At 56.2% G+C, this 25737-nt stretch carries 22 protein-coding genes; 12 read left to right on the top strand and 10 right to left on the bottom strand.

Going from position 1 to position 25737, the window contains the following annotated elements:
• Window positions 1-263: 263 nt before the first annotated feature.
• From KI237_RS18160 to KI237_RS18150, 3 genes are all read right to left on the bottom strand, one after another.
• Complete coding sequence (locus KI237_RS18160) at window positions 264-1598, bottom strand: NAD(P)-dependent oxidoreductase (protein WP_212796436.1); 1335 nt, start codon at window positions 1596-1598, stop codon at window positions 264-266.
• Window positions 1599-1709: 111 nt separating this feature from the next.
• Window positions 1710-2486, bottom strand: a complete 777-nt coding sequence (locus KI237_RS18155; RefSeq protein ID WP_212796435.1) for an SDR family oxidoreductase — start codon at window positions 2484-2486, stop codon at window positions 1710-1712.
• Window positions 2487-2489: 3 nt separating this feature from the next.
• Window positions 2490-3605: a CapA family protein gene (locus tag KI237_RS18150; RefSeq protein ID WP_249410634.1), complete on the bottom strand. Its 1116-nt coding sequence runs from the start codon at window positions 3603-3605 to the stop codon at window positions 2490-2492.
• A 360-nt stretch (window positions 3606-3965) separates the two neighbouring features.
• On the opposite strand from KI237_RS18150, the gene KI237_RS18145 reads away from it, so the two are divergent.
• The gene (locus KI237_RS18145) at window positions 3966-4805 is read left to right on the top strand and encodes an SDR family NAD(P)-dependent oxidoreductase (RefSeq protein ID WP_201005369.1); all 840 of its coding nucleotides are present in this window, start codon (window positions 3966-3968) and stop codon (window positions 4803-4805) included.
• A 52-nt stretch (window positions 4806-4857) separates the two neighbouring features.
• On the opposite strand, the gene KI237_RS18140 is transcribed toward KI237_RS18145, so the two are convergent.
• The 3 genes from KI237_RS18140 to KI237_RS18130 are packed head-to-tail and all read right to left on the bottom strand — an operon-like array spanning window position 4858 to window position 7546.
• Window positions 4858-6030 carry a lactonase family protein gene (locus KI237_RS18140; RefSeq protein WP_212796434.1) on the bottom strand — a complete coding sequence of 391 codons (1173 nt, stop codon included), beginning with the start codon at window positions 6028-6030 and terminating at the stop codon, window positions 4858-4860.
• Complete coding sequence (locus KI237_RS18135; RefSeq protein ID WP_201005365.1) at window positions 6031-6444, bottom strand: Zn-ribbon domain-containing OB-fold protein; 414 nt, start codon at window positions 6442-6444, stop codon at window positions 6031-6033.
• Between the two features lie 4 nt (window positions 6445-6448).
• Window positions 6449-7546 (bottom strand): thiolase family protein, encoded by a 1098-nt coding sequence (locus KI237_RS18130; protein WP_249410633.1) that lies wholly within the window; start codon window positions 7544-7546, stop codon window positions 6449-6451.
• 355 nt (window positions 7547-7901) lie between these two features.
• Here KI237_RS18130 and KI237_RS18125 point away from each other — a divergent pair, with 355 nt between their 5' ends.
• The 7 genes from KI237_RS18125 to KI237_RS18095 all read left to right on the top strand — a co-directional run bounded on the left by KI237_RS18125 (window position 7902) and on the right by KI237_RS18095 (window position 15856).
• A complete protein-coding gene (locus tag KI237_RS18125) occupies window positions 7902-10013 on the top strand; it encodes a 3-hydroxyacyl-CoA dehydrogenase NAD-binding domain-containing protein (RefSeq protein WP_212796433.1) in 2112 nt (703 codons plus the stop codon).
• A gap of 184 nt (window positions 10014-10197) precedes the next feature.
• Window positions 10198-10377 (top strand): rubredoxin, encoded by a 180-nt coding sequence (locus KI237_RS18120; protein ID WP_348532647.1) that lies wholly within the window; start codon window positions 10198-10200, stop codon window positions 10375-10377.
• An 87-nt stretch (window positions 10378-10464) separates the two neighbouring features.
• A complete protein-coding gene (locus KI237_RS18115) occupies window positions 10465-11937 on the top strand; it encodes an NAD-dependent succinate-semialdehyde dehydrogenase (protein WP_212796432.1) in 1473 nt (490 codons plus the stop codon).
• A 205-nt stretch (window positions 11938-12142) separates the two neighbouring features.
• The gene (locus KI237_RS18110; protein ID WP_212796431.1) at window positions 12143-13303 is read left to right on the top strand and encodes an MFS transporter; all 1161 of its coding nucleotides are present in this window, start codon (window positions 12143-12145) and stop codon (window positions 13301-13303) included.
• 461 nt (window positions 13304-13764) lie between these two features.
• The gene (locus KI237_RS18105; protein WP_212796430.1) at window positions 13765-14082 is read left to right on the top strand and encodes an antibiotic biosynthesis monooxygenase family protein; all 318 of its coding nucleotides are present in this window, start codon (window positions 13765-13767) and stop codon (window positions 14080-14082) included.
• Complete coding sequence (locus tag KI237_RS18100) at window positions 14072-14356, top strand: LysR family transcriptional regulator (protein ID WP_212796429.1); 285 nt, start codon at window positions 14072-14074, stop codon at window positions 14354-14356. The genes KI237_RS18105 and KI237_RS18100 overlap by 11 nt, the downstream gene beginning before the upstream one ends.
• Before the next feature lie 471 nt (window positions 14357-14827).
• Window positions 14828-15856, top strand: coding sequence for an alpha/beta hydrolase (locus tag KI237_RS18095; RefSeq protein ID WP_212796428.1), 1029 nt, complete (start codon window positions 14828-14830; stop codon window positions 15854-15856).
• 166 nt (window positions 15857-16022) lie between these two features.
• Here the strand turns inward: KI237_RS18095 and KI237_RS18090 are convergent, their stop codons facing one another.
• Both KI237_RS18090 and KI237_RS18085 read right to left on the bottom strand, forming a co-directional pair.
• Window positions 16023-16928, bottom strand: coding sequence for a LysR family transcriptional regulator (locus tag KI237_RS18090; RefSeq protein ID WP_212796427.1), 906 nt, complete (start codon window positions 16926-16928; stop codon window positions 16023-16025).
• Between the two features lie 162 nt (window positions 16929-17090).
• Window positions 17091-18173, bottom strand: coding sequence for an AbrB family transcriptional regulator (locus KI237_RS18085; protein ID WP_212796426.1), 1083 nt, complete (start codon window positions 18171-18173; stop codon window positions 17091-17093).
• A 129-nt stretch (window positions 18174-18302) separates the two neighbouring features.
• Here KI237_RS18085 and KI237_RS18080 point away from each other — a divergent pair, with 129 nt between their 5' ends.
• Complete coding sequence (locus tag KI237_RS18080; protein ID WP_013692834.1) at window positions 18303-19199, top strand: LysR family transcriptional regulator; 897 nt, start codon at window positions 18303-18305, stop codon at window positions 19197-19199.
• 32 nt (window positions 19200-19231) lie between these two features.
• Here the strand turns inward: KI237_RS18080 and KI237_RS18075 are convergent, their stop codons facing one another.
• Both KI237_RS18075 and KI237_RS18070 read right to left on the bottom strand, forming a co-directional pair.
• Window positions 19232-20428: an MFS transporter gene (locus KI237_RS18075; RefSeq protein ID WP_201005350.1), complete on the bottom strand. Its 1197-nt coding sequence runs from the start codon at window positions 20426-20428 to the stop codon at window positions 19232-19234.
• A 254-nt stretch (window positions 20429-20682) separates the two neighbouring features.
• The gene (locus KI237_RS18070; RefSeq protein ID WP_212796425.1) at window positions 20683-21576 is read right to left on the bottom strand and encodes a LysR family transcriptional regulator; all 894 of its coding nucleotides are present in this window, start codon (window positions 21574-21576) and stop codon (window positions 20683-20685) included.
• Window positions 21577-21765: 189 nt separating this feature from the next.
• Between KI237_RS18070 and KI237_RS18065 the strand changes: the two genes are divergently transcribed.
• From KI237_RS18065 to KI237_RS18055, 3 genes are all read left to right on the top strand, one after another.
• Window positions 21766-22440, top strand: a complete 675-nt coding sequence (locus KI237_RS18065; protein ID WP_212796424.1) for an NADPH-dependent F420 reductase — start codon at window positions 21766-21768, stop codon at window positions 22438-22440.
• A gap of 16 nt (window positions 22441-22456) precedes the next feature.
• A complete protein-coding gene (locus KI237_RS18060; RefSeq protein ID WP_212796423.1) occupies window positions 22457-24097 on the top strand; it encodes a GMC family oxidoreductase in 1641 nt (546 codons plus the stop codon).
• Between the two features lie 72 nt (window positions 24098-24169).
• A complete protein-coding gene (locus tag KI237_RS18055; RefSeq protein WP_212796422.1) occupies window positions 24170-25621 on the top strand; it encodes an aldehyde dehydrogenase family protein in 1452 nt (483 codons plus the stop codon).
• Window positions 25622-25737 lie beyond the last annotated feature (116 nt).

Genomic DNA, 25737 nt, shown 5'->3' with positions numbered 1-25737 from the left:
CGTAATGTTTGTGAAAAGCGTTTCTGCGATGACGCAATCCGCTAACGAAGGTTATGTTAGAAAGACGCGTGTTGCTGGGGTTTAAAAGCAATACGCGTTCACTATTTGTTAATAGGTTGGCGAGGCTTGCCGGACCAGGCAGGTAGCCGAGCGTGGGCTTGTTTCCTGCAGAAGGTGCCGCTGGCTTACCGCCGCATCGGGACAGATTTTGGTTTTCATATAGACCTCGATCGATTCCACGCTCACTATTCGTGAGCCGCCAATCAATTGCAGTTGGAGGAGGGCTTGAACTGAACCGCGGAAATAGAGCTGTAGAACGTGCTCAAGTCTTTTATCGGGACTGGATCGCTGATCTGATGATCCGCTTGCTCGAAGAGGCTTCGTGCAGCATTGGCGATCAACATGGGAGCTCCAAGATCATTGCCGCGCAAACAGGCCGCTTTGAGGATGGTTTTTTCGCTCGTGAGTGCCGTGTTGTCCAGGGGGTGACTGGATAACAATTGGGTATAAATAGAGCGAGAGGATTCACTCCATCCCGATGTCTTTTCCAGGACCTGTGCCATGTCTTCCAATGCCAGCCCATATCGCAGGCCTGCCGCCGTGCATTCATAAGTAATCGCGCTGCATAGCGATGCGATCGCACCTGTGACCAACTCGATGGCGTCACCTTCAGGGCACGCTTGAGGGGCGCCATCCGTGGTCAGCTTCACGGCGTCGCCGTCGTACAGTTTTGTTGCCGCCATGCTTTCGATGAGCCCGACCATGTCTTCGAGCTGTGCAGTTGGCCCCAGGGTGTTGGTTCCGATTTGCAACAATGCCCTGACCAGAGCGGTTAGCGGCATCGGGACATCCCTGGACATTCCCAGCGCGACGGCTTGATCGACGTCTTTGAGCATCAATGCCAGGGCGAAATTGGTAGAGGGTTTTCCCTGGGCAAGCGCGGGTAGCATTCTGTCTGTGGTTTGATTTCGCGCTTTGCTGCGGTTCAACACGTCCGCCATCAGGGGCAGTGACAGGCCGGCTTTTTTGCCCATGGCCACGACCTCAAGAGTCCCTAGTCGGCAACCGGCATTCATGGCGTTGTTGACCATTTTCATGGCTTGGCCGTCGCCGACCCTGTTGCCACAACGATAAATCGTTTGGGTAATAACTCGTAAAACGGGGAGGGCACGCTCGTAAACCGTATCCGAGCCCGCAACCATCAGCGTGGCTTTGCCTTCGGCAACGACCAGAGGACTTGCAGACACCGCAGCATCCATCATGTCGATACCGCGTTCGGCCAGTTCTTCGGCCATGCGTCTGGTCTCACCCGGGATGCCACTTGTTTGATCAATGATCAGCGTCCCTGGTACCAATCCAGCCGCGAGGCCGTTTGGACCGAACAGTGCAGACCTGACGTCCGAGCTGCGTGGCAGGCACAGGAAGATGACGTCACACCGGCGAGCCAGGTCGGCCGCCGTGGGCGCGACGTCGGCGCCCAGTTTCTTGAACGTGTCGACGGCGGCCGTGTTGATATCCCACACGCATAACGAGTGAGACAGGAATCGACGAGCGAGTTGACTGCCGAGGGCACCGAGCCCGATATATCCGATTTTCATTGCCTGTCGCCTCTCTTGTGACCATTCAACCGACGCATGCGACGTATAGGGGGGAATGGTGCAGATACTTTTATTGTTCTTGGGGTGTGATGAGAGCGTATTGCCTGATTGCTAAAGCAATGAACCGATCATGCCGCCATCAACGCTGATGCTCGATCCAGTGATGAAACCCGCCTGCGTGGAGGCGAGAAACGCGACCACGCCACAGACCTCGTCTTGCTCCCCCATACGGCCGAGCGGCGTAAGTTTGCGGCGTGCTTCTGCCTGCTCCGGGGTGTACGCGGCGGTGCCGGTGCGGTGCGATGTGTCGATCAATGCCGGCGCTACACAATTGACAGTGATGCCGCAAGAGCCCACCTCGTTGGCGAGATGTTTCATGTACGCGGTGACGCCTGCGCGAAAAACGGTTGAAAGGCTATGGTGCGGCATGGGTTGCTTTACCGATGCCGAGGTAATGGCGATAACGCGACCCCATTGCTTCTTGAGCATCTGAGGAACCATTTCCTTGGCGACCTGGATGGTCCCCCAGAGTTGATTTTGATAGGCCTCTTGCCACCGTTCCTCTTCAGTTTCGTCGAGCGTCGCCCGCAGCGGATTGGGGGCTCGCCCCGTGTTCAGGACGAGGATGTCGGTGCCGTTGAATGTAGCGTTCACCGTGTCGGCGAGGCGCTTTACATCAGCGGCGACGCGCATGTCGCCGGCAATGGCGAGTGCACGCACGCCATGCTTTGCCGTTATTTCCTGGGCGAGGGCGGCCAGTTTGTCTGCTGAACGTGCAAACAGCACCACATGAACGCCCTCGGCTGCCAGTGCGTGGGCAATATTCTTGCCTAAACCTGCGCTGGCGGCGGTGATGACTGCCACTTTTCCGTTGATCTTCAGGTCCATGATTTACTCCGACACGATGATTTCATTGCCTTCGACGCTAAATCGATGGGGCATGTCTTCGGAGGCCCATTCCAGGTATGAAAGCACTTTATGGAATCGAGGATCGTCGTGATTCAGCACTTCGGGCCGATACCGTGCGTCCATGACCATCGGAAGGAACGAAACCTTTTGTATACCGTTTTTGGTCGCCACTGCTTTGGCGAGCAAGCTCAACGTACAGGCCTTGCCGTAGGGCATGAAAGGATATTCGGGATCGAGGTCCGCGTGATTGCGAACCGCACCGTGAGACCAGGCGGGCTCGCTCCATGAAGGCGCGGGAAACGACTTGGTCATTGCGAACACGCCGAGACTGTAGAAGACGGCTTTGCCCTTATACATCTCGATCGCTTTGGGAATATGCGGTGCGTGGCACACCACCATATCTGCACCTGCATCAATGGCAGCATGGGCTACGGTCACCTGGTAATCGGAGATCACGCGCGGCAGCCGGATGACGCCGGAATGAAAAGCCAGGATAACGACGTCTACCTCACCTTTCAGCTTCTTGATGTCCTCGACCAGGTTCGCCAGGTCGCTGGAGTCAGGTTCCGTGCGAATGCGAACGGGCTGGTGGGGGCCTCGTGTTTCATAGGAGGTATCGATCTTGATACTGGTCACGCCAGGTTTTTGCAGTCCTGCCTCGCTGCCGGCAGGACCGAGCGAGGTATAGCCCAAGTAACCGACCTTGATACCGTCGTGTTCAATGATGGCTGGACGCCGTGCTTCTTCCAGGTCCCGACCTGCGCCTGTCACCTGGATGCCGCGCGAGACGAAAAAGTCCCGGGTATCCACGAGGGCGTCCGGGCCGCTGTCGTAGCTGTGATTGTTTGCCAGGGTCACCGCGTCGAACCTGCCATTGGTGAAAATAGCAGCCATTTCAACGGGCTGACCGACTTGAGGGGCATGGTCTGCGCGCACGGTGCGGTCCGAGTAGGTGCGCATGCAGTTGATGAAGCGCATGTCGGCCGAGGCAAGAGTCGGCAGGACGAGTTCTGTGTATCCCTCCACCGGGAAGCCGTCTTTCGGTCCATGCGTGGGACCGCAGTCCCCGCCGATCAGTATGGTGGCGTTCGATGTCATTTTCCCTCCTATTATTTTTGTGGGAAATTTATGGTTTCGATCAATGAAACGTATGCTGCTAGATAGAACTGATAATAGCACCGCGTAAACGGCATGACCACGATTTGTACAGGCATCATGTCGTTGGATAAAGAGTCAGTTTTGATTTTCATGGTTCTGGTGGTCGGAACAGGTATCGATAATAAGAACATGTGATAGTATCGATTTCGACATCCGTCCGGGCGCGGGCGTTACCTACCTGAGCGTCTCTGTGGCAGGACGAGGGTCGACGCCTGTTCAGAAATTCGACGTTGGTGCCAGTCTACTATCTGAAATTATTATTTAATTCAATTGCTTACATGAAAATAAGAGAGGGCGGAAATGGCAAGCTCACTGGATCAAACGCAGGGGCACACACCGGCAGGGCGGCTTGCCGGGAAAGTTGCTGTTGTTATTGGTGCTGGACAAAGCCCGGGCGAAGGCATGGGTAACGGTCGAGCGGCGGCCATTCGATTTGCGCGTGAAGGGGCGCACGTCCTGGCCGTTGATCGGCAAATCGAGTCCGCTGAGGAAACTGCGGCGATGATCATTCAGGAGGGCGGTTCCGCTGCAGCATTTTCTGCGGATGTGACCCGGGAGCACGAGTTGGCCCTTGCCATGCAAATGGCAAAAAAACGTTGGGGGTCCCTGGATGTCCTGCACAACAATGTGGGGGTCAGCCTCGCCGGTGGTGACGCCGACTTGATGGACATCACCGAAGATCAGTTCGATAACATTTGCCGTATCAATCTTCGCGGTACCGTCTTTGCCTGTAAGCACGCAGTAGCACTCATGCGCGAACAAGGGGGCGGGGTTATCGTCAATGTGTCATCCGCGGCGGCATTGGGTAAGTATCCCTACGTTACCTACAAGGCTACAAAAGCGGGTGTCATTGCTTTCACCGAGCAATTGGCGCTTCAAAATGCTCCTTATGGGATCAGGGCAAACTGCATCCTGCCAGGCTTGATCTCGACGCCGATGGCGGTTGAGGCGCGTATTCAAGCGTGGAACCAGACGCGTGAGCAGGTCAGCGCGGAGCGCAACGCCAAGGTGCCGCTCGGCCGCCAGGGAACCGCTTGGGATGTTGCGAATGCGGCCCTGTTTCTTGCGTCCGATGAAGCCAATTTCATCACTGGTATCTCATTGGCGGTGGACGGCGGCCGGCTGCTCAATCGTATTTAATCGTAGTCCCCCACTGCTGGCAGTGGGGGACCATCGGCGCATTACCGCTCAATCAACGTAGCCCGACAATACCCATCCAGTACTGAAGTTGATTTCCTGGCGTCTCGACATCAACGCTTCGAGCGTACTTTAGATGCCCGTCATCACCTATCCGGAATATCGACAGTGTCGCGGGCGTTACAGTCAGCCCTTTTTCATCATCGTATGCGGCCAAGGCCTTGATACTCGCCGTGACGAGCAAGCGGCCACTGGGATCACAGGCAAATGTTCGGACGTGAAAGGAACGAGTGTCCACATGCTGAACGAGTGTGGGCTCGCCTGTTTCAGGGTTGATAGCGTAGACGGCTATGTTGTTTTCACCTCCGGAGAACACTTGGTGCCCCTGGTGGGAGTGCGTCGCATCTGCGCGATTTACTAGGTAAACAAACTTCCCGTTTGGATGAACATGGATTGCACCGGCGAGTTGTCGCGGGCGCACGTGCTCAGGGGTTCGCAGCGTTCCCCGCGTGAAGGCTGGCTCGGCCTCGATCCGGTCACCGTCATGTCGGAACATGTAGAGACGGTTGGTTCGCTCGTCGGCTGCGTAAAGCCACGGATGCGTCGGATGAAAGTCGACATGCCGCGGGCCGAAGTCATGGCCATGATTCGGCGCAACCACATCGCTCATTTGGAGATGCTCTTCAGTTAGCCGAAAAGAACGGAGTGCCCCGGGATCTTCCAGCTTGTCTGTCGTTGCGTTATTGCCGCGGTCAACTACCAGGACTTGTTTGGCGGATGGATAAAACATGACCTGGTGCGGATAGACCCCAAAGTCGGTGTTCGGATCCTGAGCCTGGCAGCTGCCAATTGTGCAGTCTGCGTTGATGCGGTGCACAGTCAATGAGCCGCGCTTGAAATTGTGGGCATTGACGATAAATCGTCCCAGGGGGTCGATACACAAATGTACCGCTCGGTAGGGAAGTCGCGCAGGTAAGCCATGAGTGTTGAGTTGCCCGTCAGGTCCCAACGAGTAAGCGCTGACGTGATTGTGATGGGACTCCACCCTCGGGCCACCGTCGCTTGTTGAGACATACAGGAAGCCGCCGGATGGATGAGGCCATGCGTATTGCACCTTTGAGGCCACAGTGACGCTTTCCATCCTGTGGAGCGTTGCGCTGTCTACGTCAATCATGTAGCGCGTGATGACATCATCTACGGCGCTGTAGAGTACGGCGCGGCTGCTCATTCAAGCCTCCGAATGGTCAATTGTGAACATGGGAACGGACATGCCGCTTTCTGATTCTTTAAACGCGACCCTGACCCGCTGCCCGATGCGAACACTGTCCAGATCAACATCGACAATGTTCGTAAGCATCATCAGTCCCTCGTCGAGGCGCACATAGGCAATGCAGTACGGTGCTGATGCGCCACGTCGTGTGATGCTGAAGGTGTAGATCGTCCCGGTCCCGCTTGCGGTGATCCATTCGACATCGATGCTCCAGCAAAACGGGCACAACGCACGAGGATAGTGATGCGGTTGATGGCAGGTATTGCAGTTCTTCAAGAGCAGGCGCCCCTCGGCCGCAGCGTCGAAATAGGGTTCATCACCGGGGTTCAGGATTGGGTCGCTGATGGGGCGTTCTGTGTAGGGGGTCGACATGTTTTTACTCCCTTTCCATGATGACGGTGGCTGCACCGTGCCGATGACCTATCGCGCCGCCGATGCCGGTGGCGAGGGCTAGCGAACAGTTGGGAACTTGCACCTTTGGATGAGCCTCGCCTCGAAGCTGTCGTACGGCTTCGATTATTTTTGTGATCCCACCGCGATTGGCGGGATGGTTATTGCACAGGCCGCCGCCATCGGTGTTGAACGGCAACTTGCCGATGCCCGAAATAAGGTTGCCGTCCGACACGAATTTTCCGCCTTCGCCTTTTTTGCAGAATCCCAGGTCTTCAAGTTGCAGGATGACGGTGATGGTGAAACTGTCATAGATGGAGGCGTACTGGATGTCGGCCGGCGTCACACCCGCCTCTTCGAAAGCTCGAGGGCCGGTCCACGCGGCTCCGGTATAGCTCAAGTCGAGGTGTCCACCCATCTGGTGTTTTGTGGATTCACCACAGCCAAGTATCCGTATCCGTGGTCTGTTGAGGGCCTTCGCAATCTCCGGGCGGGCAACGATAACTGCGCCGCCGCCGTCGCTCACGACGCAGGAATCGAGACGCCGCAGGGGGTCGGAAATCATCGGCGATGCCAATACATCTTCGACCGAGACCACTTTGCGCAACATCGCCAGAGGGTTGTGTTGCGCATGGTGAGAGGCGGCGACCTTGACCCACGCCAGTTGCTCGCTGGTTGTGCCGTACTCATGCATGTGGCGCATCGCACACATGGCATAGAGGTTCAACGTGACTGGGTTATAGGGCATCTCGAATGGCGCGTCCGGTAGATTGACGCCTCGTACGCGCGCCTGTATCCCAGAGATACCTTCAGAGTTGGGGCGGCCGGCCAGTGTAATCAGCGCCACGTTGCATCTGCCCGCTGCTATTGATTCTGCAGCGTGGGCGATATGGGCGAGATAAGAGCATCCTCCCATATCGGTCGAATCGACATGCCTCAGCTTGTCCAGATTCAGGTAGTTGGCCATCGACCATACATTCCCGCCGGGTGCATCGCCCGCGCAAAAATATCCGTCGATGTCATCTTTGCTTAATCCCGCGTCCTCAATTGCCCCTTTCGCCGCCTCCGCATGTAGCTGTGCCACCGAATGGTGGGGGCCTTGCGTAGGGGGTGCTCATACGCTCCGACGATGTATGCCCTGCCTTTTATTGTCATCTCTAGGGTTTCCTCAGTGCATGAAGATGAAGCTCGAATGTGCTGTCCGGTACCTTCGTTCAGGGGGGATCGGTCCAGCGTCAAAGACTAAAGTAGCATGGCGCAAAGTTCCGATCAGTGAAATCTGTGCTGATTATCAAAACTCATGCTACCATCGATTCAACGTTGTTTGGAGCGCGGGATGGCGCTGCACTCAAATTTCCGGGCCAAACCAGGATGCTCATTGGATGCGAGCGGTCGCGGGGTAGGGGCAGGCCTTATTTTTTTTGAGACAGGAAGATGAGATGAGTGAAAGCCTGATGGTCAGTTACGAAGTCGAAGGCGTTGTGGCCGTAATCACAGTCAACAATCCGCCCGTCAACGCCCTGACTCCCGAGATGAGAGGGAGCATCATTGACGCCGTTGCCCATGCGAACGCCGACCCGGCTGTCGCGGCGATCGTGTTGATGGGGGGCGGTCAGAATTTCATCGCGGGTGCTGATATTCGACAGTTCGGCAAGGCGAGAACAATCACTACCCGCATGAGCGCCGCGGCACTTGACGCCAGCGCCAAGCCGACTGTCGCGGCTATTCATGGATATGCGCTGGGAGGCGGTCTCGAGCACGCCCTCGCTTGCCATTACCGGATTGCATTGCCCGAAGCCAAGCTCGGATTGCCCGAGGTCGCTCTCGGGTTGATACCAGGAGGCGGCGGTACGCAGCGCTTGCCGAGGCTGGTCGGGGCTGCCGTAGCCACCGATTTGCTCGTCTCAAGCCGCCATGTCCATGCCGCCGAAGCATTGAAGATCGCGCTTATCTCCCAGATTGTTCCAGGAACACAAAGCCAAGAGCTTCGTGATGCCGCCGTAAGCTATGCAAAGGCCGTGGCGCACGCTCAACCGCAGCGCGTACGCGATTTGGTGCTCGAACCGGTGGATGCGACAACCATGGATGTGCTGCAAGCGGCACGCCGCGAAGCAGCCAAAAAGTCTCCTCACAACAAGGCGCCACAGTACGCGATCGATTGTATCGAAGCAGCTTTCAGCCTGCCGTTTGATGAGGCTCTAGAGGTTGAGAGTCGCTTGTTTTCTGAGCTGGAGGGTTCTGATGTTGCCAAGGCACTTCGCTATGCATTTTTTGCCGAGCGTGAGGCTGCCAAGGTTCCGGATGCGCCCCCGGGTTTCAAGCCTGCTGGTGTGACGTCCGCTGCTGTGATTGGCGCGGGAACGATGGGCGCCGGTATTGCCATTTGCTTCGCTGATGCAGGCATTGTGGTGAAACTCCTGGAAGCGAGTGCCGAAGCACTGGACAGGGGCCTGCAGCGCATACGTGACATCTACGCCGTAAAGGTCAAGCGCGGACGAATGACTGTGCAAGAAATGGATGCATGCCTTCAGTTTGTCCAGCCTGTCTCCCATTACGAAGAGATCGGCGACTGTGATGTCGTGGTTGAAGCGGTGTTTGAACGGATAGATCTGAAGAAGGATGTGTTCACCAAACTTGATGCGGTGATGAAGCCGGGCGCGCTGTTGCTAACGAACTCTTCCGCGATTGATATCAACGTCATGGCCAACATGACAGGCCGGCCTCAGAGTGTCGCCGGCGCTCATTTCTTCGCTCCCGCGAACGCGATGAAACTGTGCGAAATCGTGAAGGGTGATCAAACCTCGATCGAGACAGTTGTGCGGGCCATGAAGATGGGCCGCGATCTTAAAAAAGTCTGTGCGGTCTCCGGGACGTGCGATGGCTTCGCGGCAAATCGCAGTCGCGCGCCGCTGGTCACGGAAATGATGCTACTGCTTGAGGAGGGAGCACGCCCTGAGCAGATCGACAGGGTCATGGTTGAGTTTGGCTATCCGATGGGACCGTTCGCAGTGAGCGATCTGTCCGGTCTCGATGTCAGCTATGACACGCGCAAGCGTCGCGCGGCAGCTGACCCTCAATACAGGAAGCTCCATGTCCCGGATAGGATGGTCGAGCTGGGCCGCAAGGGCCAGAAAAATGGGGCCGGGTGGTATCGCTATGAAGAAGGTGACCGCACACCTCGTCACGATGAAGAAGTGATGCGGATCATCGCGACCGTCGCCCATGAGCTTGGCACGCCTCAGCGTACCTTTACCGACAGTGAAATCCTCAGACGTCTGTTATTCGCCTCGATCAACGAGGCCTGCAAGATCCTGGATGAAGGCAAGGCATATCGAGCCAGTGACATTGATGTCATGTGGTTGTACGGCTTTGGATTTCCTCGCCATCGAGGAGGGCTGCTGTACTGGGCCGACACGATCGGGGCCACGGAAATCCATCTGCAAGTGCAGCAATGGCATGAGCAATACGGCAGGCGTTGGGCACCTAGTCCGCTGCTGTCGAAAGCGGCCAATGAAGGGCTGTCCCTGAGAGAGCTGAAATCAGTCATATGAAAAGCACGGCAATGGCAACCATGGCCGCGTGCGGCCGGTAACAGCTGTTCTGGCAAAGTGAAAGCAACGCCCTGGTTGCTGTCCCCCAAGGGTTACGAAACGCTTCCCATGGTCGGCAAAGGGGCCAACAAGTAGAAAATGAAACGGAAGAAAAATCATGAGCAATGACACGTCCACACAAGCCTTGTCCGAGGGCGAATTCAAAATTTGGCAATGCATTTTATGCGGTTTCATGTATGACGAAGCCGAAGGTATTCCGCAAGAGGGCATACCTGCTGGAACTCGGTGGGAAGATGTTCCCCAGGATTGGATTTGCCCTGAGTGTTCGGCGACGAAGCTGGACTTCGAGATGGTCGAGATTTGATTAATTGCCTTTCCGGCACAGTGTTTTTTCGGTGATTGAGGGCGATATCAACCGAGTCCCTTGGCGCCAAATGTAGAGGGAATTCAGATGTCCATTGAAACCAATAATAATGTCATCGCCGACGCTGACCATCCGCGCGTAGGCCTCTTCATCGACGGTGAGTGGATTTTCGACCGCCCCTCTTGCTTTGAAGTGTTGGACCCCAGCACCGAAGCATCGCTCACCAGCGTTCCCGGGGCCACGACCGCTGACCTGAAACGCGTGTTGGCCGCCGCTGAGCGGGGGTTCAAAATCTGGCGGGACACACCACCGGCTGAGCGTAATATCATCATCAGTCGTGCCATCGCAGGCGTGCGTTCACGTTCCGAAGAAATCGCGCAGATCATCACCCGAGAGAACGGCAAATTAATTGCAGATGCGCGTGCGGAGGTGGAGCGTTCGGCGAGCTTCTTCGATTGGGACATGGCACAGGCCCTGCGAGCCTACGGGACCATCGTTCCGGGCGAAGCCCAAATGCAGAAATCGATTCTTCGTCAGCCAATTGGTCCAGTCGCAGCGTTCACCCCATGGAATGTGCCGCTAAGCGCACCGTCGCGAAAAATCAGCGGTGCACTGTGCGCCGGGTGCTCCATAATTTTGAAAGCCCCAGAAGAAACCCCTGGCGCTGCAGTAGCCATGGTTCAGTGCTTCGAGCGAGCCGGTTTGCCTAAGGGCGTATTGAATCTGGTGTTTGGCAACCCGGCGCTAGTGTCTTCGACCCTGATCGAGTCGCCAGTGACCCGCATGGTGACCTTGACGGGGTCGGTGGCAGTCGGCAAGCACTTGAGCCAACTGGCGGGTGCGGCCATGAAGCCGGTGCTGATGGAGCTCGGCGGCCATGCCCCGGTCATCGTTTGCGAAGGGGTCAATGCCGCGGAAATCGGCAAGATGGCACTCAAGAGCAAAATTCGGATCAACGCTCAGTGGTGCGCTGCGCCAGGTCGCTTCCTGGTACACGAGAGTATCTACGACGAATTCGTAGCGGCGTTTGTGGCAACCGCCGATCAGGTACGTGTGGCCGACGGCATGGATACGAACGCTGACATGGGGCCGGTTACCAGTGGCCGGCGTCTCGCCGCGATGCAGCATTTTGTCGATGACGCATTGGGCCGTGGCGGCAAGGTTGCCGTGGGCGGGCATCGCGTGGGTGAGCGTGGCTATTATTTTGCCCCGACGCTGCTGGTCGACACCCCGCTGGATTGCGCCATCATGACCGATGAGCCTTTTGGTCCGGTCGCTGTCGCGGTTCGTTTCTCGACCCTTGATGAGGCCATCGAGATTTCCAACAGTCTATCCGTGGGCTTGGCTGCTTTTGCGTTCACCAATTCACTTGAAGAAGCTGAACGACTGAGTCGTGAGCTGGATGTAGGGGTCCTGTCTATCAACCATTTCGGTGCGCCGGATCCTGATACACCGTTTGGCGGTGTGAAGGACAGTGGTATTGGAAGAGAAGGAGGGCCCTGGAGCCTGGACTCGTACATGGTCAGCAAGACCGTGCTACAGAAAACTGCTCGCGTCTGACTCGGTGCCCCCAGTTCCCGTGACGGGCGTTGGGGGCTTTGGCTTTATTCGATGATCAAGGCCAATCCAGTGACCACTTGGATTCATAGGAGCATTCACTGAGGCAGACATTTCCTCAAGCCGCTTGCTGCTAACGTCGGAGTTTTTTTGATGCGTAAGGCATCAGCGCGTTTCGCAAGAACGCATCCGACTAAGGAGTCTGCCCATGAGTGCCAATAATGGTCGCCTGCCTATGATCGGGCTACTTGCCCTGTCCACTACAGCGTTTCTCACCATTTTGACCGAGACGATGCCGGCAGCGGTTCTGCCTGCGATGGCGGAGAGCCTTGAACAGCCCCCCGCTGGTATCGGTTTATTGGTTTCCATCTATGCATTGGCCTCCGCTGCGGCCGCAATCCCCATTGTGGCGCTCACTCGAGGTCTGCCTCGAAAATCGTTGTACATCATGCTCGTGCTGAGTTTTGCACTGGCTAATGGCGTCACCGCCATCTCGACGTCTTATACGGTGACGGTCGTATCGCGAGTGATAGCGGGGCTCGCCGCAGGAGTCGTCTGGCCAGTCATCTGCGGTTATGCCATCCGCTTGGTCGATCGCAAAGACATGGGACGGGCCGTCGCGATTACCCTGGCTGGGAGTACCGTGGCCATGGTCGCCGGTTTGCCACTGGGTAGCATGCTGGGCTCATTGCTTGGATGGCGTTTCAGCTATGGACTGCTTTCGCTGCTCGCGCTGCTTGTCATCGTTTGGGTTTTGCTGGTCGTGCCGTCCATGCCGGGTGAACAGCGCAAGGAGGGCACTTCGATTCGTGACGTCATTCGCACCCCGGGGCTGAGAGTGATCTTGGTGTCGGCTTTTTGCGCGATCCTGGCTCATTACACGCTGTACACCTACATGGCGCCGCTCGCGGAAAAAACCAGGCTGTCAGGCGGGACCGCTCAGGGCCTGTTTCTGTTCGGTACGGGCGCCATCCTGGGCGTACTGATTGCTGGACGTTTCGTCGATACAAGGCTGCGGCTCATAGCGACCACCGCGTTAACCTGCACGGCTGTGACGATGGTTGTGCTGATAGCGGCTCCGTATCAAATGATCGCTTCGGCTGCGATATTTGTGTGGGGGGCTTCGTTCGGTGGCATGCCGACCGTTTTCCAATCAGCGACGGGCCGGGTGGCAGAAGATAATGCGGAGCTGGCAACGGCGATATTGACGACTATCTACAACTTGGGGATTTTTGGCGGAGGTGCCGTAGGTGGTCTGCTCCTAAGCTACTTCGGGACAGTAAGTCTCTCGGGGTTTGCGCTGCTCATCGTTAGCGCTTCCCACGTGGTGGTCATGGGCGGGAGGCGTCACGCCTTTCCGCGGCAGTAAATTATTGCGGGATATATCTCCCTGATAGCGCGCGCGACGTAGATGAAATCCTCACAACCGCGCTTAGCTGCTGCCGAATGGTTAGTCGGCATTCACCGAATTGCGACTTGGCGTTGTTCAAGTGATGCAATTCTGTCTATCGCGATACCTCTTAACTCGTTGTTTTCATGGGTGAGTTCTTGATGCTATGACATCTGTCTTTTCAGGACGCGCAACTCATAGCGAAGCCACCGCTGCTCAACGGGGCTCGCGGTAGCGCGTTTCAAGCACGAGCACTGTTGAGAAAAGCTCATGAGCGTATCAACAAGGTGCCGTATAGCCAGCGGCCAATGCCGGGGCTAGGTTTGTCTCGCTGCTGCAGCAGGAATGCTTTCGTTGGATGCGGGACTTGAACGCGCACACCACAGGCATTGCACGCAGTCGTAATTTAATTTTATTACCCAAGCAAAGCAGGGCCGGATATGAATATCGCCGCAGTTAATACCTTGGAGATTCGAGTGATCGAAGAGGTTGACCAATACTTTGAACAGCGTTTAAAGGCGTACGCGGAGACTTTTGAAAAAGTACACGGATGCCTGGGCTATAGCGTGATTCGCAGCTCCCGCGATCCTGGTTTGTGGGTCTTCAGTGGCTACTGGAGCGCGGCATCGATGATGACTGAGCACTTTGAGAGTGAGTCGATGACGGCGTTGGTCAATCATTTGGTAACGTCATGTTCCAACCTGACGTTTGCCAGTTTCACGCCCCAAATCGGAAGGGGACCGCACGATGAAGCTTGATGAATCGCTATTTACGGCGATCGATCTCAATGCCTTGTTCATTCTCTTGGTGGTCTATCGCGAGCGAGGCGTGACGCGGGCAGCCGAACGACTGAACGTAAAGCAGCCAGCGGTGAGCAATACGCTGGCGAAGCTGCGCGTCCACTTTAAAGACCCCTTGTTTATCCGACGTTCCAGGACGCTGGTGCCCACGGCCAAGGCCAACGAAATCGTACGGGGGTTGGCGCCGGCATTGATGAGGATCCAGGACGTTATACGCCCCTTGGAAGGATGATCGGCAACGCTAGTCTGAAGCTGGTGTGGAGCAATCGACGATTAGGTCTGCATTATTCTGTTACATTGATGGATGGGCGCAGTGGGGAGTCGGGGCTTTTTCGTCGTTGATTAACGGAGCAATTTAATGAGCATCCCGTTCTCCGTGGGTATGCTCTGAGCTGTAGCTAAGAAAATTATCAGCGCACCAGCTCTCAGCCTCAAATAATCCAGCAGCTATTAATTACTTTTGTGCATGGCTCCATTCAATTGGATGTGGTGTTTTCTAGGTCGCGCCTCGAATACATTGACCTCGACGAATTGATCCTTTGTGGGCTTAGACGTAATGCCACGAAGGGTAGTGCCCGGCGTCAAAGCCCAATGCTCCGTTCAGCGCAGTTGGCCAGCTGGATTTGATTCCACTGGCGTTCATCGAGCCAGGCCGCAGTCGTTTTGGATGTCCACACATCGGTTCTTAATTAGGAACAACACCATGAAGAAATTATTTTTTACGCTGGCCCTGCTGGCCAGTTCGTTTACTGCGATGGCAGCCGATATGTCCAACGGCGCGAACAACTTTTTCAAGAGTGATAAGGTGACTGAGCAGAAGGTATCCTTCAATAATCAGTACCGAATGAAAGTCGTCGGGAACCTGTATGTCCCGAAAAATTTGAATAAGGCCAATAAAAGCCCTGCGATTGTCATTGGCCACCCGATGGGGGCGGTCAAAGAGCAAAGCTCAAATCTTTACGCTCAGAAACTCGCTGAACAAGGCTTTGTGACCCTTGCGATCGATCAATCGTTCTGGGGCGAAAGCGAGGGGCAACCGCGTAACGCCGTGGCGCCGGATATTTACTCCGAAGCGTTCAGCGCAGCGGTCGATTACCTTGGAACCCAGTCGTATATCGATCGCAACCGCATCGGCGTTCTCGGTATCTGTGGCAGCGGCAGTTTTGTCATCAGTGCGGCAAAAATCGACCCTCGGATGAAGGCGATTGCCACCGTCAGTATGTATGACATGGGCGCAGCCAACCGCGATGCGCTCAAGCACTCGCAAACACTTGAACAGCGCAAGCAGATCATCGCAGAGGCGGCTGAGCAGCGTTATGTAGAATTCACGGGTGGAGAAACCAAGTACACCGGCGGTACCGTGCATAAACTGGACGCGAACACCCATCCCATCCAGCGCGAATTCTTCGATTTCTATCGCACGCCTCGTGGTGAGTTCACCCCGGCCGGGTCTTCGCCTGAAGTGACGACGCATCCAACGCTGACCAGCAACGTGAAGTTCATGAACTTCTATCCGTTCAACGATATTGCGTCGATTTCGCCTCGTCCTATGCTGTTCATCGCAGGCTCTGAAGCACACTCGCTGGAGTTCAGCCAAGAAGCCTTCAAGCTGGCGGGTGAGCCTAAGGAATTGTTCATCGTGCCAGGCGCGGGTCACGTGGACTTGTATGATCGGGTGAACCTGATTCCGTTCGACAAGCTGACTTCTTTCTTCCGAACCAACCTGAAGTAACCCATCTTTGAAGCCGCAACTGCCCGGTTTGCATAGGATGTTGTGGCTTCAAGTCTGAACGTAGGTCGTAGTGCGCATCGCTCGACTTGCCCTTGGTGGAACGTTCATCCCTTGAGTCTTCATGGCTCTTTCAGGCCCTGCACGCTGTGCGGGGCCTTTTTTTCTGTCATGACTCGTGGCGCAACGCGGCGATTAATAACGCCATAGCCCCGGAGGGTTGCCGACGGCTTGGGTAATAGAGATGAAGTCCTGTCCACAGCGGGCACCAGTCTTTCAGTACCGGAATCAGGTGGCCGGCCTTGACATAGGGGGCCGCGATGTCTTCAGGTACATAGGCGATACCCAAGCCTGCAATGGCTGCATCAAGGCAATCATAAATACTGTTGTAAATCAGCTGACCATCAACCCGCATGTTCAACTGCCGGCCATCTTCCCCGAACTCCCAAGGCCACAATCCACCATGGGTAGGAAGACGCAGGTTTATGCAATTGTGCTGCATCAAGTCTTCGGGCGTCTTTGGTTCAGGGCTGCTGGCGAAGTAGCGTCTGGTCGCTACTGCGGTGAATCGCATGTCAGGACCGATGCGTACGGCGATCATGTCCTGGGCTATCGCCTCACCCAATCGGACGCCCGCATCGAAACGATCTGCTGCGATGTCGATAAGCCCATTGTCCGCGAACAGCTCGACTTTTATCCCAGGGTACTTCGGCAGGAATTTCTTCAACTTTGGGGAGATGATCGATCGGATGGCATGATCCGATGCGGTGATGCGTACGGTCCCGGTTGGGCTTTCGCCCAGCTCTGACAACGCCAGTAATTCAGCGTCGATCTCTTCGAAGCGGGGACCGACAGTTGCCAGTAACCGTTCACCTGCTTCCGTTGGCGAGACTGAGCGGGAGTTGCGCGCAAGCAAACGCGTGCCCAGATTTCGCTCCAGTGAGCTGACGGCATGGCTGACCGCGGATTGAGACAGGCCCAGATGCGCTGCTGCTCGAGTAAAACTCTTTTCCCGGGCGACGGCAATAAAGGCCATCAACCCACCAAAGGATTGCTTAAGGATGTCATCTTGCATGGCTTGAATGATCTTCGTGGGTGCGCATGAACAATAACATTCCAGTGCGTGGTGCGTAGAGTTTACGGAGGAGTTTGCTAGCGATGGTGAGTGACAGGGAAGTGTTGCCGAGTAGGGGAAACCAGCCCTCGGGCATGCAGACATTTGCGGTGTGGCTTAAGCCTATGACGTTATCTGACGGTGCTCAGACAAACGAATGATCAGCCGTGCCACAAAAGCCCCTGTCAGGATGACCGCAAACAACCGCAGGGTCTGCATTGCCAGCACCAGTCCCACGTCGGAATGCGTGTCCACCGCGATGATCGCCATCGTGTCGAGCCCGCCCGGGCTGGTGGCCAGGTAAATCGAGAGGAAGTCCCTGTCCGATATTGATGCCAATAGCCAGGCAGATAGTGCGCACAGCGCGATCAAAAGCGTCGCCCCCATTATCATCGCCGGCAGGCGCCGCCAGACGTACCCAATCGTTGGGCGGTCAAAGCGCAAGCCGACGTAGCAACCCAGCGCGCCATAAGCAGTAGCGAGGAGCCAGTCGGGCAGCGCGATGTGCAACAGGCCGCTGATTTGCAAGGCGCCACCCAGCAGCAACGGCATCAACAGCGCCCCGGCGGGCACTCGATTGCCCAGTGCAACACCAGCAAGCAGCGTGGCGATGGTCAGGCCTAGATTAAGTAGTCCGAAGCTTTGCGGCTCGACGTTTGTCACGTGCGTTTCGCCGCCTGTCGGTGCCCCGACCCAGTGGCTCACCAGTGCGCCGATCATCACCACGCACACGACTCGCACGTATTGCATGGTGGCGACCACTCGCGAATCGGCACCGTACTCATCCGCCATCGAGACCATCGCCGAGGCAGCGCCTGGAGCCGTTCCCCATGCGGCGGTGCTGGCCGGAATGCCTGCCCATACCAAGGCGAGCCCGACCAGAGCACTGAGGCAAACCGTTGCGGCGGTTGCCAGCAGCATCATCGGCCAGGACTGGGCCATCGAGAGAAGCACTGCCAGCGTCATGGAATGGGCCGCCAGAATGCCTACACAACCTTGGCCCAGCTTGAAGGCGTAGGGATGGAGCTGTATGCCCGCACCGAACGTTCCAAATACGATGGCGACCATCATCGGCCCCAGGAACTGGCCGGCTGGCACCCCTAGAAACTTCAGCAACTGACCGGCTGCTCCAGCCACTAGCGCAAGCGCCAACCATTTGAATGGCGCGGGGTAGGCATGTAGAGAAAATCTGGCAGAAGAAGACAAGAGTCGTGCTCCAATCGCTGGTCGCCTTGAGGGCGTGGCATCGCTATCGATGTGCTGATAATTATTGATAGCGTATTTGATAAAGTCTATTTTCTAATATCGATTGATTGATAACTTTGGTTGATAGATATGGACCTGCGTGACCTTGCCTATTTTGAAGTCATCGCCGAGCTGGGCCATCTGGGCAGGGCCGCACAAAAGCTCAACCGCAGTCAGCCGGCGCTGACTAAAAGCATCCAACGACTTGAGGAGTCGCTAGGTGCCCGGCTGTTCGAACGCGACGGGCGTCGGATCAAGCTGACGGCAGTGGGGGAGTTGCTGAAGGTGCGTGGCAAACAGTTGCAGCAGAGCGTTGCCGAAACCCAGCGAGAGATACGTGATGTTGCCAACGGGGTAATGGGCAATATTCGCCTGGGCTGCGCTGCTTCCATGGCTGATCACCTGCTTCCGCACCTCACCGCGACTCTGCTTTCACGTGCGCCGCAGATCACCTTGAACCTGGTGATTGGGCAGGACGATTTACTGCGCGAATCACTTTTTTCCGGGCGGCTGGACATGGTGATCTGCCCGCAGTACGAAGCAGATCCTTTGTTGGAATTTCATGCGTTGTTTGACGATGAGGCAGTAGTGGTCGCCAGCCGCAACCATCCGTTGTTTAGCGCAGGTTATGAGTTGCGCGATTTGTGCCAGTACCGTTGGGTGCTGCCTGCCACCGCCGTGCCGGCCCGACGCTGGATAGACAATGCATTTCAGTCCAGAGACCTGCCTTTGCCTCAAGTACAGATCGAAACGACTTCGATCTCCTTGCTGCCACGCCTGATTGGTGAAACCAACCTGCTCAGCTTTCTGGCCCGGGAGACTCTCGAAGACGTAAAGGGTGTGACGCACCTTCGGGAGATCAAGCTCAAGGAAACCACAATGAAACGCACGATTGTCGTTTTCGTGCGAACCGGCGCCTATTTGTCGCCAGCGGCGCAAGTACTGCTGAATGTGCTTAAAGACGATGCACCGCTGTTATTGAGGTAGCGGATGCATAGCGACGGCTTGGGCGCAAGAGGCTATCGGGCGGGCGTGGACTGGGTAAGCCGCCCGCCATTTCCAACGACCAGCGCTGCCAGGATGAGCAATACGCTGCCGCCAATCAGCGGAGCTGTCACCGATACATGATCCAGCAAGCTGCCACCGAAAGCGCCTCCGACCATGATCGCCATCTGGATAGCTGCAACCATCAGTCCACCGCCAGTTTCGGGCTCATCGCTTACCTCTTTGGCGAGCCAGGTCGACCAGCATACGGGGATGGCCGAGTACAACATCCCCCAGGCAAACATCATGATGGCGGCGGCTGCGAAACTGTAGCCCAGCTCGGCCAGAGCCACCGTCATGACAGCCAACGCCACCGGAAGCCAGCGCAACAATTGGAAGAGGAATTGTTTTTCCAGCAGTCGGCTGACGATGTACGTACCACCGAAACCGGCTATGCCCAGGCTCAACAACAAAACCGACAGTTGAGTGGAGTCGACGCCAGTAACCTGTTCGAGAAATGGCCGCAAATAAGTGAAAGCGGTGAACGTACCACCAAACGTCAGCATGGCGGCCAGCAGACCGAACATGACGTTCCGACGTTTCAGCACCCCGAACAGCCTGGAAAGGGGAATGGTTTTTTCGGGCTGCATTGCGGGCAAGCTTTTGTATTGCCAGATCACGTTAATGATGACAATCGGTACAAGCGCCGCGAACACAAAGCGCCACCCCAGATGACCTCCCACATAGGCCCCAATGGGGGCGGCAAACGCAGCGGCCACTGAGTGGCCCATATAGATCATGCCCAAGGCTTTGGGCACAGCCTCCTCCGGGACTATCCGAAGCACAGTGGCGGTGGACAATGCCCAGAAACCGCCGATTGCGACGCCTAGAAAAGCTCTGGCGATCATCAACCAAGTAAAGCCCGGCGCCAGAGCTATGACCACAAGCGAAATGAGCATCAGCAGGGTCATCGAGACCAGGACATGGCGTCGATCGAAGCGTCCGGCGATAGAGGCAATGCAAAGACTAGCCACCACCGCAAAGAAGCCGGAAATGGAAATGGCTTGGCCAGCCATGCCTTGTGAGGTGTGAAGGTCGGTGGCGATGGGCGTCAGGAGACTCACTGGCATGAATTCTGCGGCGATCAGCAGAGCCACGCAGAGTGTCAAAGACCCCACGGCGCTCCAGATCCGGCTGTCAATCTGGGCCGTATTCAAAGTTGAGGTAGTCATCGGTGTTCCTGTGAAATAACCAATACATGACGGCCTCGACAACTAGGGCGCCAGGCGAATGGACGAATTAATGAAAAGAAAAAATAACCAGGGATCGACCCCAGCGGGCGATGGGACGCTGTCTCATCGCGACTTGCTTGAGGCGAAATGATAGGGGGCTAAGGATGATCTGTAATGATCTGAAATCCGAAAGCGCCTATGAATGATGGCGAATAATTCAGATGCGAAAAAGGAAGGGTTCAGAGCATCGTTGACTATCCGGGGTACCGTAACTCATCGATTAGAACCTGCATCGCCCGAGACTTCTCGCGCTCGCTGGAGTAGTAAAGGTGCAGCCCCGGGAATGTTCTCCACCAGGCTTGCATGACAGGAACCAGAGTGCCGTTAACCAGATGGGGGTGGGCGATGTCCTCGGGAACATAGGCCAGCCCGAAACCCGATACAGCGGCATCCAGGATCTGATTGATGCCGTTGAATACAAGTCTGCCTTTGACTCTCGTATTGATTTCCTGGCCGTCCTTTTCCAGCTCCCACGCGTACAGGCCGCCACGTGTTGGTAGGCGCATATTTATACACTCATGCTCCATGAGGTCTTGAGGTCTGGTCGGCATGGTACGAGACTCCATGTAGGACGGCGCGCCCACCATTACAAAACGCATGTCGGGAGCGATACGAACGGCTTCGATCCCGTTTGCCAACCCGTCCCCGAGCCGGATGCCAAAGTCGAAATGGTCGGCCACGATGTCCGTCAAGCCATAGTCGATAACGACTTCTACACTGATTTGTGGGTATTTCGGCAGCGCTTGTGCCAATTTCGGCCAAAGCACAGTTTCGATGACATGGTCGGTTGCCGTGATGCGAATGTTACCGGCGGGGGTGTCGCCAAATTCAGCTACGGCGATCAGTTCGGTCTCGATTTCCCGCAACCGCGGTTCAACGGTATTTAGCAGACGTTCACCGGCCTCGGTGACGGATACGCTACGGGTCGTCCGAGTGAGAAGACGTACGCCGACCCGAGCCTCCAATCTCTGGATGCTATGACTGAGCATCGATTGAGAGATTCCCAGCTGGGAGGCCGCCCGCGTGAAACTTTGCTCTCGTGCAACTGCAATGAGCGCGAGCAGGTCGCTGTAGTGTTCCTTTGCCATTCATCATTCTCTGCGTGGGGGCGAATACTGTATCAGCTCAAGCGCCCGCTCCAAGGATCTATGTTCATGAGCCGGCCATGACAATCGTGGAGGGGATTAATCAATTTTGATCATACCTCTATTCGCCGTCGAGCCTTTCACCCGAACGCCATCCGTGTTTTTAATCGAAAAAATAACAAGAGGCCTTTCATGAAAATCGGAATTCTTGGCTCCGGCCGAATGGGCAGTCATCTGGGCACCATGTTCGCCAGGGTTGGCCATGAGGTTTCCTTCAGTTACTCGCGTAATCAGCAGAAACTTGCCGATCTGGCTGCATCGGCAGGCAAGAATTCACAGGCCAGCACGCCGGCAGAGGCGGCATTCAACGCTGACTTGGTCCTCTTGGCCGTGCATTGGCTTCAAGTGCCTGACGTCCTCAGCCAGGTGGATGACTTGAGCGGCAAAATCGTCGTGACCTGCTGCAATCCTTTAAACGCGGAAGACACCGAGCTTGTCATCGGCCATACGATTTCCGGTGCGGAAACGCTGGCACAGATGATTCCTGAGGCCTATGTCGTTGCGGCCTTCCAGTCGACGCCCAGCGAAGTTCTGTTCGATGTATTCGCGGCCAGGGACGAGGCGCTACGTCCCAGTTTGATCTTCTGTGGCGAGGACGAAGCCAGTAAAGCCACAGTTTCGGATCTTATCAGTCAGGTGGGCTTTGAACCGGTGGACGCTGGGGCTCTGAAGGTTGCCCGTTATATAGAGCCTTTCGCGATGCTCTCCGCAGTGTTGGCTTACGAAACGGACCAGGGGCCCGAATGGGCTTATCGCTTTGAGCGTTTTGACAGGTTGTTCAAAGGCACTTCCCGCGTCGGGAAATAGCGGGAGGAGTGGGTACATGCAGATTTATGATTACATCGTTGTCGGTGCCGGTTCTTCGGGCTGTCCGGTTGCGCGCGGTTTGTCTGACGATCCCCGGAACAACGTCCTGCTTATTGAGGCGGGACCTGCTTCAGATCGTTTCTGGGTCAATACGCCCGCGGGAATGGGCAAGCTCTATTTCAATAAGTCATTGAACTGGAATTTCCGCACCTCGCCTATGGAGAAGCTTCAAGGGCGTCGGATGTATTGGCCTAGGGGCAAATTGCTCGGTGGATCCAGCTCCATCAACGGCATGGTATTCATCCGAGGTCACCAAAAGGATTTTGACGGCTGGCGTGCCTTGGGCAACCCAGGCTGGGGGTATGAAGATGTCTTGCCGTATTTCAAAAAGATGGAGCACTTTGAGCGGGGCGGCGATGAATATCGCGGAGCGAATGGTCCGCTATGGATCAGTGATCCGGTCGTCAAAGAAAAGAGTAGCTACGATTTTATAGAGGCCGCTAACCGTATTGGTATCCCGGTGACCGAGGACATGAACGGCGCCTTGCACGATGGCGTAGGTTTCATGCAGCACAACATCCAAGACGGGCAACGGATGTCGACTTACCGGGCTTTTATCGAGCCTGTCATTGAACGGTCGAACCTGACGGTTCGAACCGGATGCGAGCTGCAGCGCGTTTTATTCGAGGGGCGTACCGCTGTCGGTATAGAGGTTTTGAAGAGTGGCCGTTTGGAGCGTATCTATGCGGCGCGCGAAGTGATTCTGTCAGCAGGCTCGCTGAAGACCCCACAGATGCTGATGTTGTCCGGCATCGGCCCAAGGGCTGAACTGGAAAAACACGCAATTCCCGAAGTTCTGAATTCCCCAGGAGTAGGGCAAAACCTGCAGGATCATTTTTATATTCACACAGCCTTCCGTTGCACCCCAGACAGTTCGTACAACGCAAACCTCGTAGGCCTGCGCAAGTACTGGGAAGGCTTCCGTTACCTGATGACCCGCAAAGGGTATCTTGCCCTTGGCTCTTCCCAGGTCGCGGCGTTTGTTAAAAGTAGCTCGGACGAGGACTACGCTGATCTCCAAATCAGCTTTCGGCCTATGACCTTTCAATACTTTCCCGATGGCACGGTTGACGTTGAAAAGCATCCCGGGCTCGGGGTGTCGGTTTATCAGTTGCGTCCCAGCACCACGGGAACAGTGACGCTGCGCTCGACCAACCCGTCTGACCCGGCCGATTACACGCCAAATTTCCTGAGCAGCGGTTACGACATCAATGCCGTGATCAGTGGTGTGCGCTGGATACGCAAAATCATGAACAGCGAGCCCATCAAATCTCGCGTGGTTTCGGAACAATTGCCGGGGCCCCACATTCGTACCGATGAAGATATCTACAACTATCTGGTCGAAACCGGCAACTCGGCCCACCACCAGGGCGGCACCTGCAAAATGGGTAACGACGCCATGGCGGTGGTGGACGAACGACTGCGTGTCCGTGGTATCGAGCGACTGCGGGTGGTGGATGCCTCGATCATGCCATTCATCACGTCGGGCAACACCAATGCGCCGTCCATCATGATTGGTGTGAAAGCCGCCGACCTGATTCGTGAAGATGCAATGACTCGCCGGGCAAGCAGTTCGCCGGTCGAAACTGTTGGTTGAATCGGCGGGTACCGTGTTGCCACCTGTCACGAAAATCCTCACCGAATAACAACAACTGGAGGCACCAGCAAGATGCACGATTACGCGAAGTTTTATATCGACGGTGAATGGGTAGAGGCCGCGACCTCCCAGCGCCAGGAATTGATTGATCCGACTACCGAAGAAGTGTTTGCCACGGTCGCCATGGCGACTGTTGAAGAGGTGGACACTGCCGTGGCCGCAGCTCGGCGTGCATTCAAAAGCTATTCGCAGTCTTCCCTCGATGAGCGTTACGACCTGATCAACCGTATCATCGAAGCCTACGAATTGCGCGCCGATGATTTTGTACAGGCCATTGCGCAAGAGGTGGGTATTCCCTGCAGCGCCCGTGCTCAGGTCATGGGGCCAATCGAACATATGAGGGTCGCTCGCGACCTGTTGAAGACGTACGAGTTCGAGGCGCGAATTGGCAATACGATTGTTCGCCGTGAACCCCTGGGTGTCTGCGCACTGATCTCGCCTTGGAACTGGCCGATCCAGACAACCGTCATCAAGCTGATCTATGCGCTGGCCGCCGGTTGTACAGTCGTATCCAAGTCCAGTATCAACTCGCCGGTCAGCGCTATTCTGCTGACAGAGGTGCTGGATGCCGCAGGCGTACCCAAGGGCGTTTTCAACATGCTCAACGGCTCGGGGCGAGTGATTGGCGAGGCGATGTCGAAGCATCCCGATGTTGACATGGTTTCCTTCACGGGCTCGACCGGTGCCGGTGCGCAGGTAGGCGAGGCAGCGGCACGCACCATCAAACGCGTGTGCCTGGAGTTGGGCGGGAAGTCGGCGAATATCGTGCTGCGAGACGCCGATCTTGAAAAGGCCGCGCGCTGGAATATTCAGCGCGGCTTCTTCAATACCGGACAATCCTGCCACGCGCCGAGTCGCATGTTGGTGCATGAAAGTCAGGTGGAGCAGGTCATTCCGTTTCTGGTTGACGAAGCAAACCGATTCCGTCTCGGAGACCCGCGAGATCCCGCCACGACCATGGGGCCGATTGTCAGCCGGGCACAATTCAACAGCATCCAGCGCCACATACAGTCGGGCCTCGATGAGGGTGCACGACTGATTGTTGGCGGACTGGGACGCCCCGAAGGCTTCGAACGTGGTTTTTTCACCCGTCCGACCGTGTTCGTCGATGTGACGCCGGAGATGACTATTTGCCGGGAAGAGATTTTCGGGCCGGTCTTGGTGGTGGTGCCTTATTCCACCGAGGCGCAGGCATTGGAAATCGCCAATGACTCGCCTTATGGGTTGGGTGGCTATGTATTCGGTGGGGACCGGCGCAAGGCGTATGAGTTCGCCAGCGGCCTGCGTGCCGGGCGCGTTTGTTTTAACGGCGCGCCGACTAACTCGCTGACGCCTATGGGTGGCTACAAGGAATCCGGCATTGGCCGCTCGATGGGCGTTTTCGGGTTGCAAGAGTATCTGGAAATCAAATCGGTCTATGGCTTTGACGAGGAAGCCGCAGCACTGCCGTCGTTGAAGGCCTGATACGACTATCCAAGACCAAGCGGTGCCGCGCCGATGATTGGCGCGGCACGCCTGCCGTTTGAAGAGAATATTTATTCATCTGATTAATAGCACCTTGCGAGCTGACTCACGTGGTT

This window comes from Pseudomonas sp. St316, from assembly GCF_018325905.1.
GTDB lineage: Bacteria > Pseudomonadota > Gammaproteobacteria > Pseudomonadales > Pseudomonadaceae > Aquipseudomonas.
The sequence above is the reverse complement of the archived record's forward strand: the minus strand, read 5'-3'. Positions and strand labels throughout refer to the sequence as shown.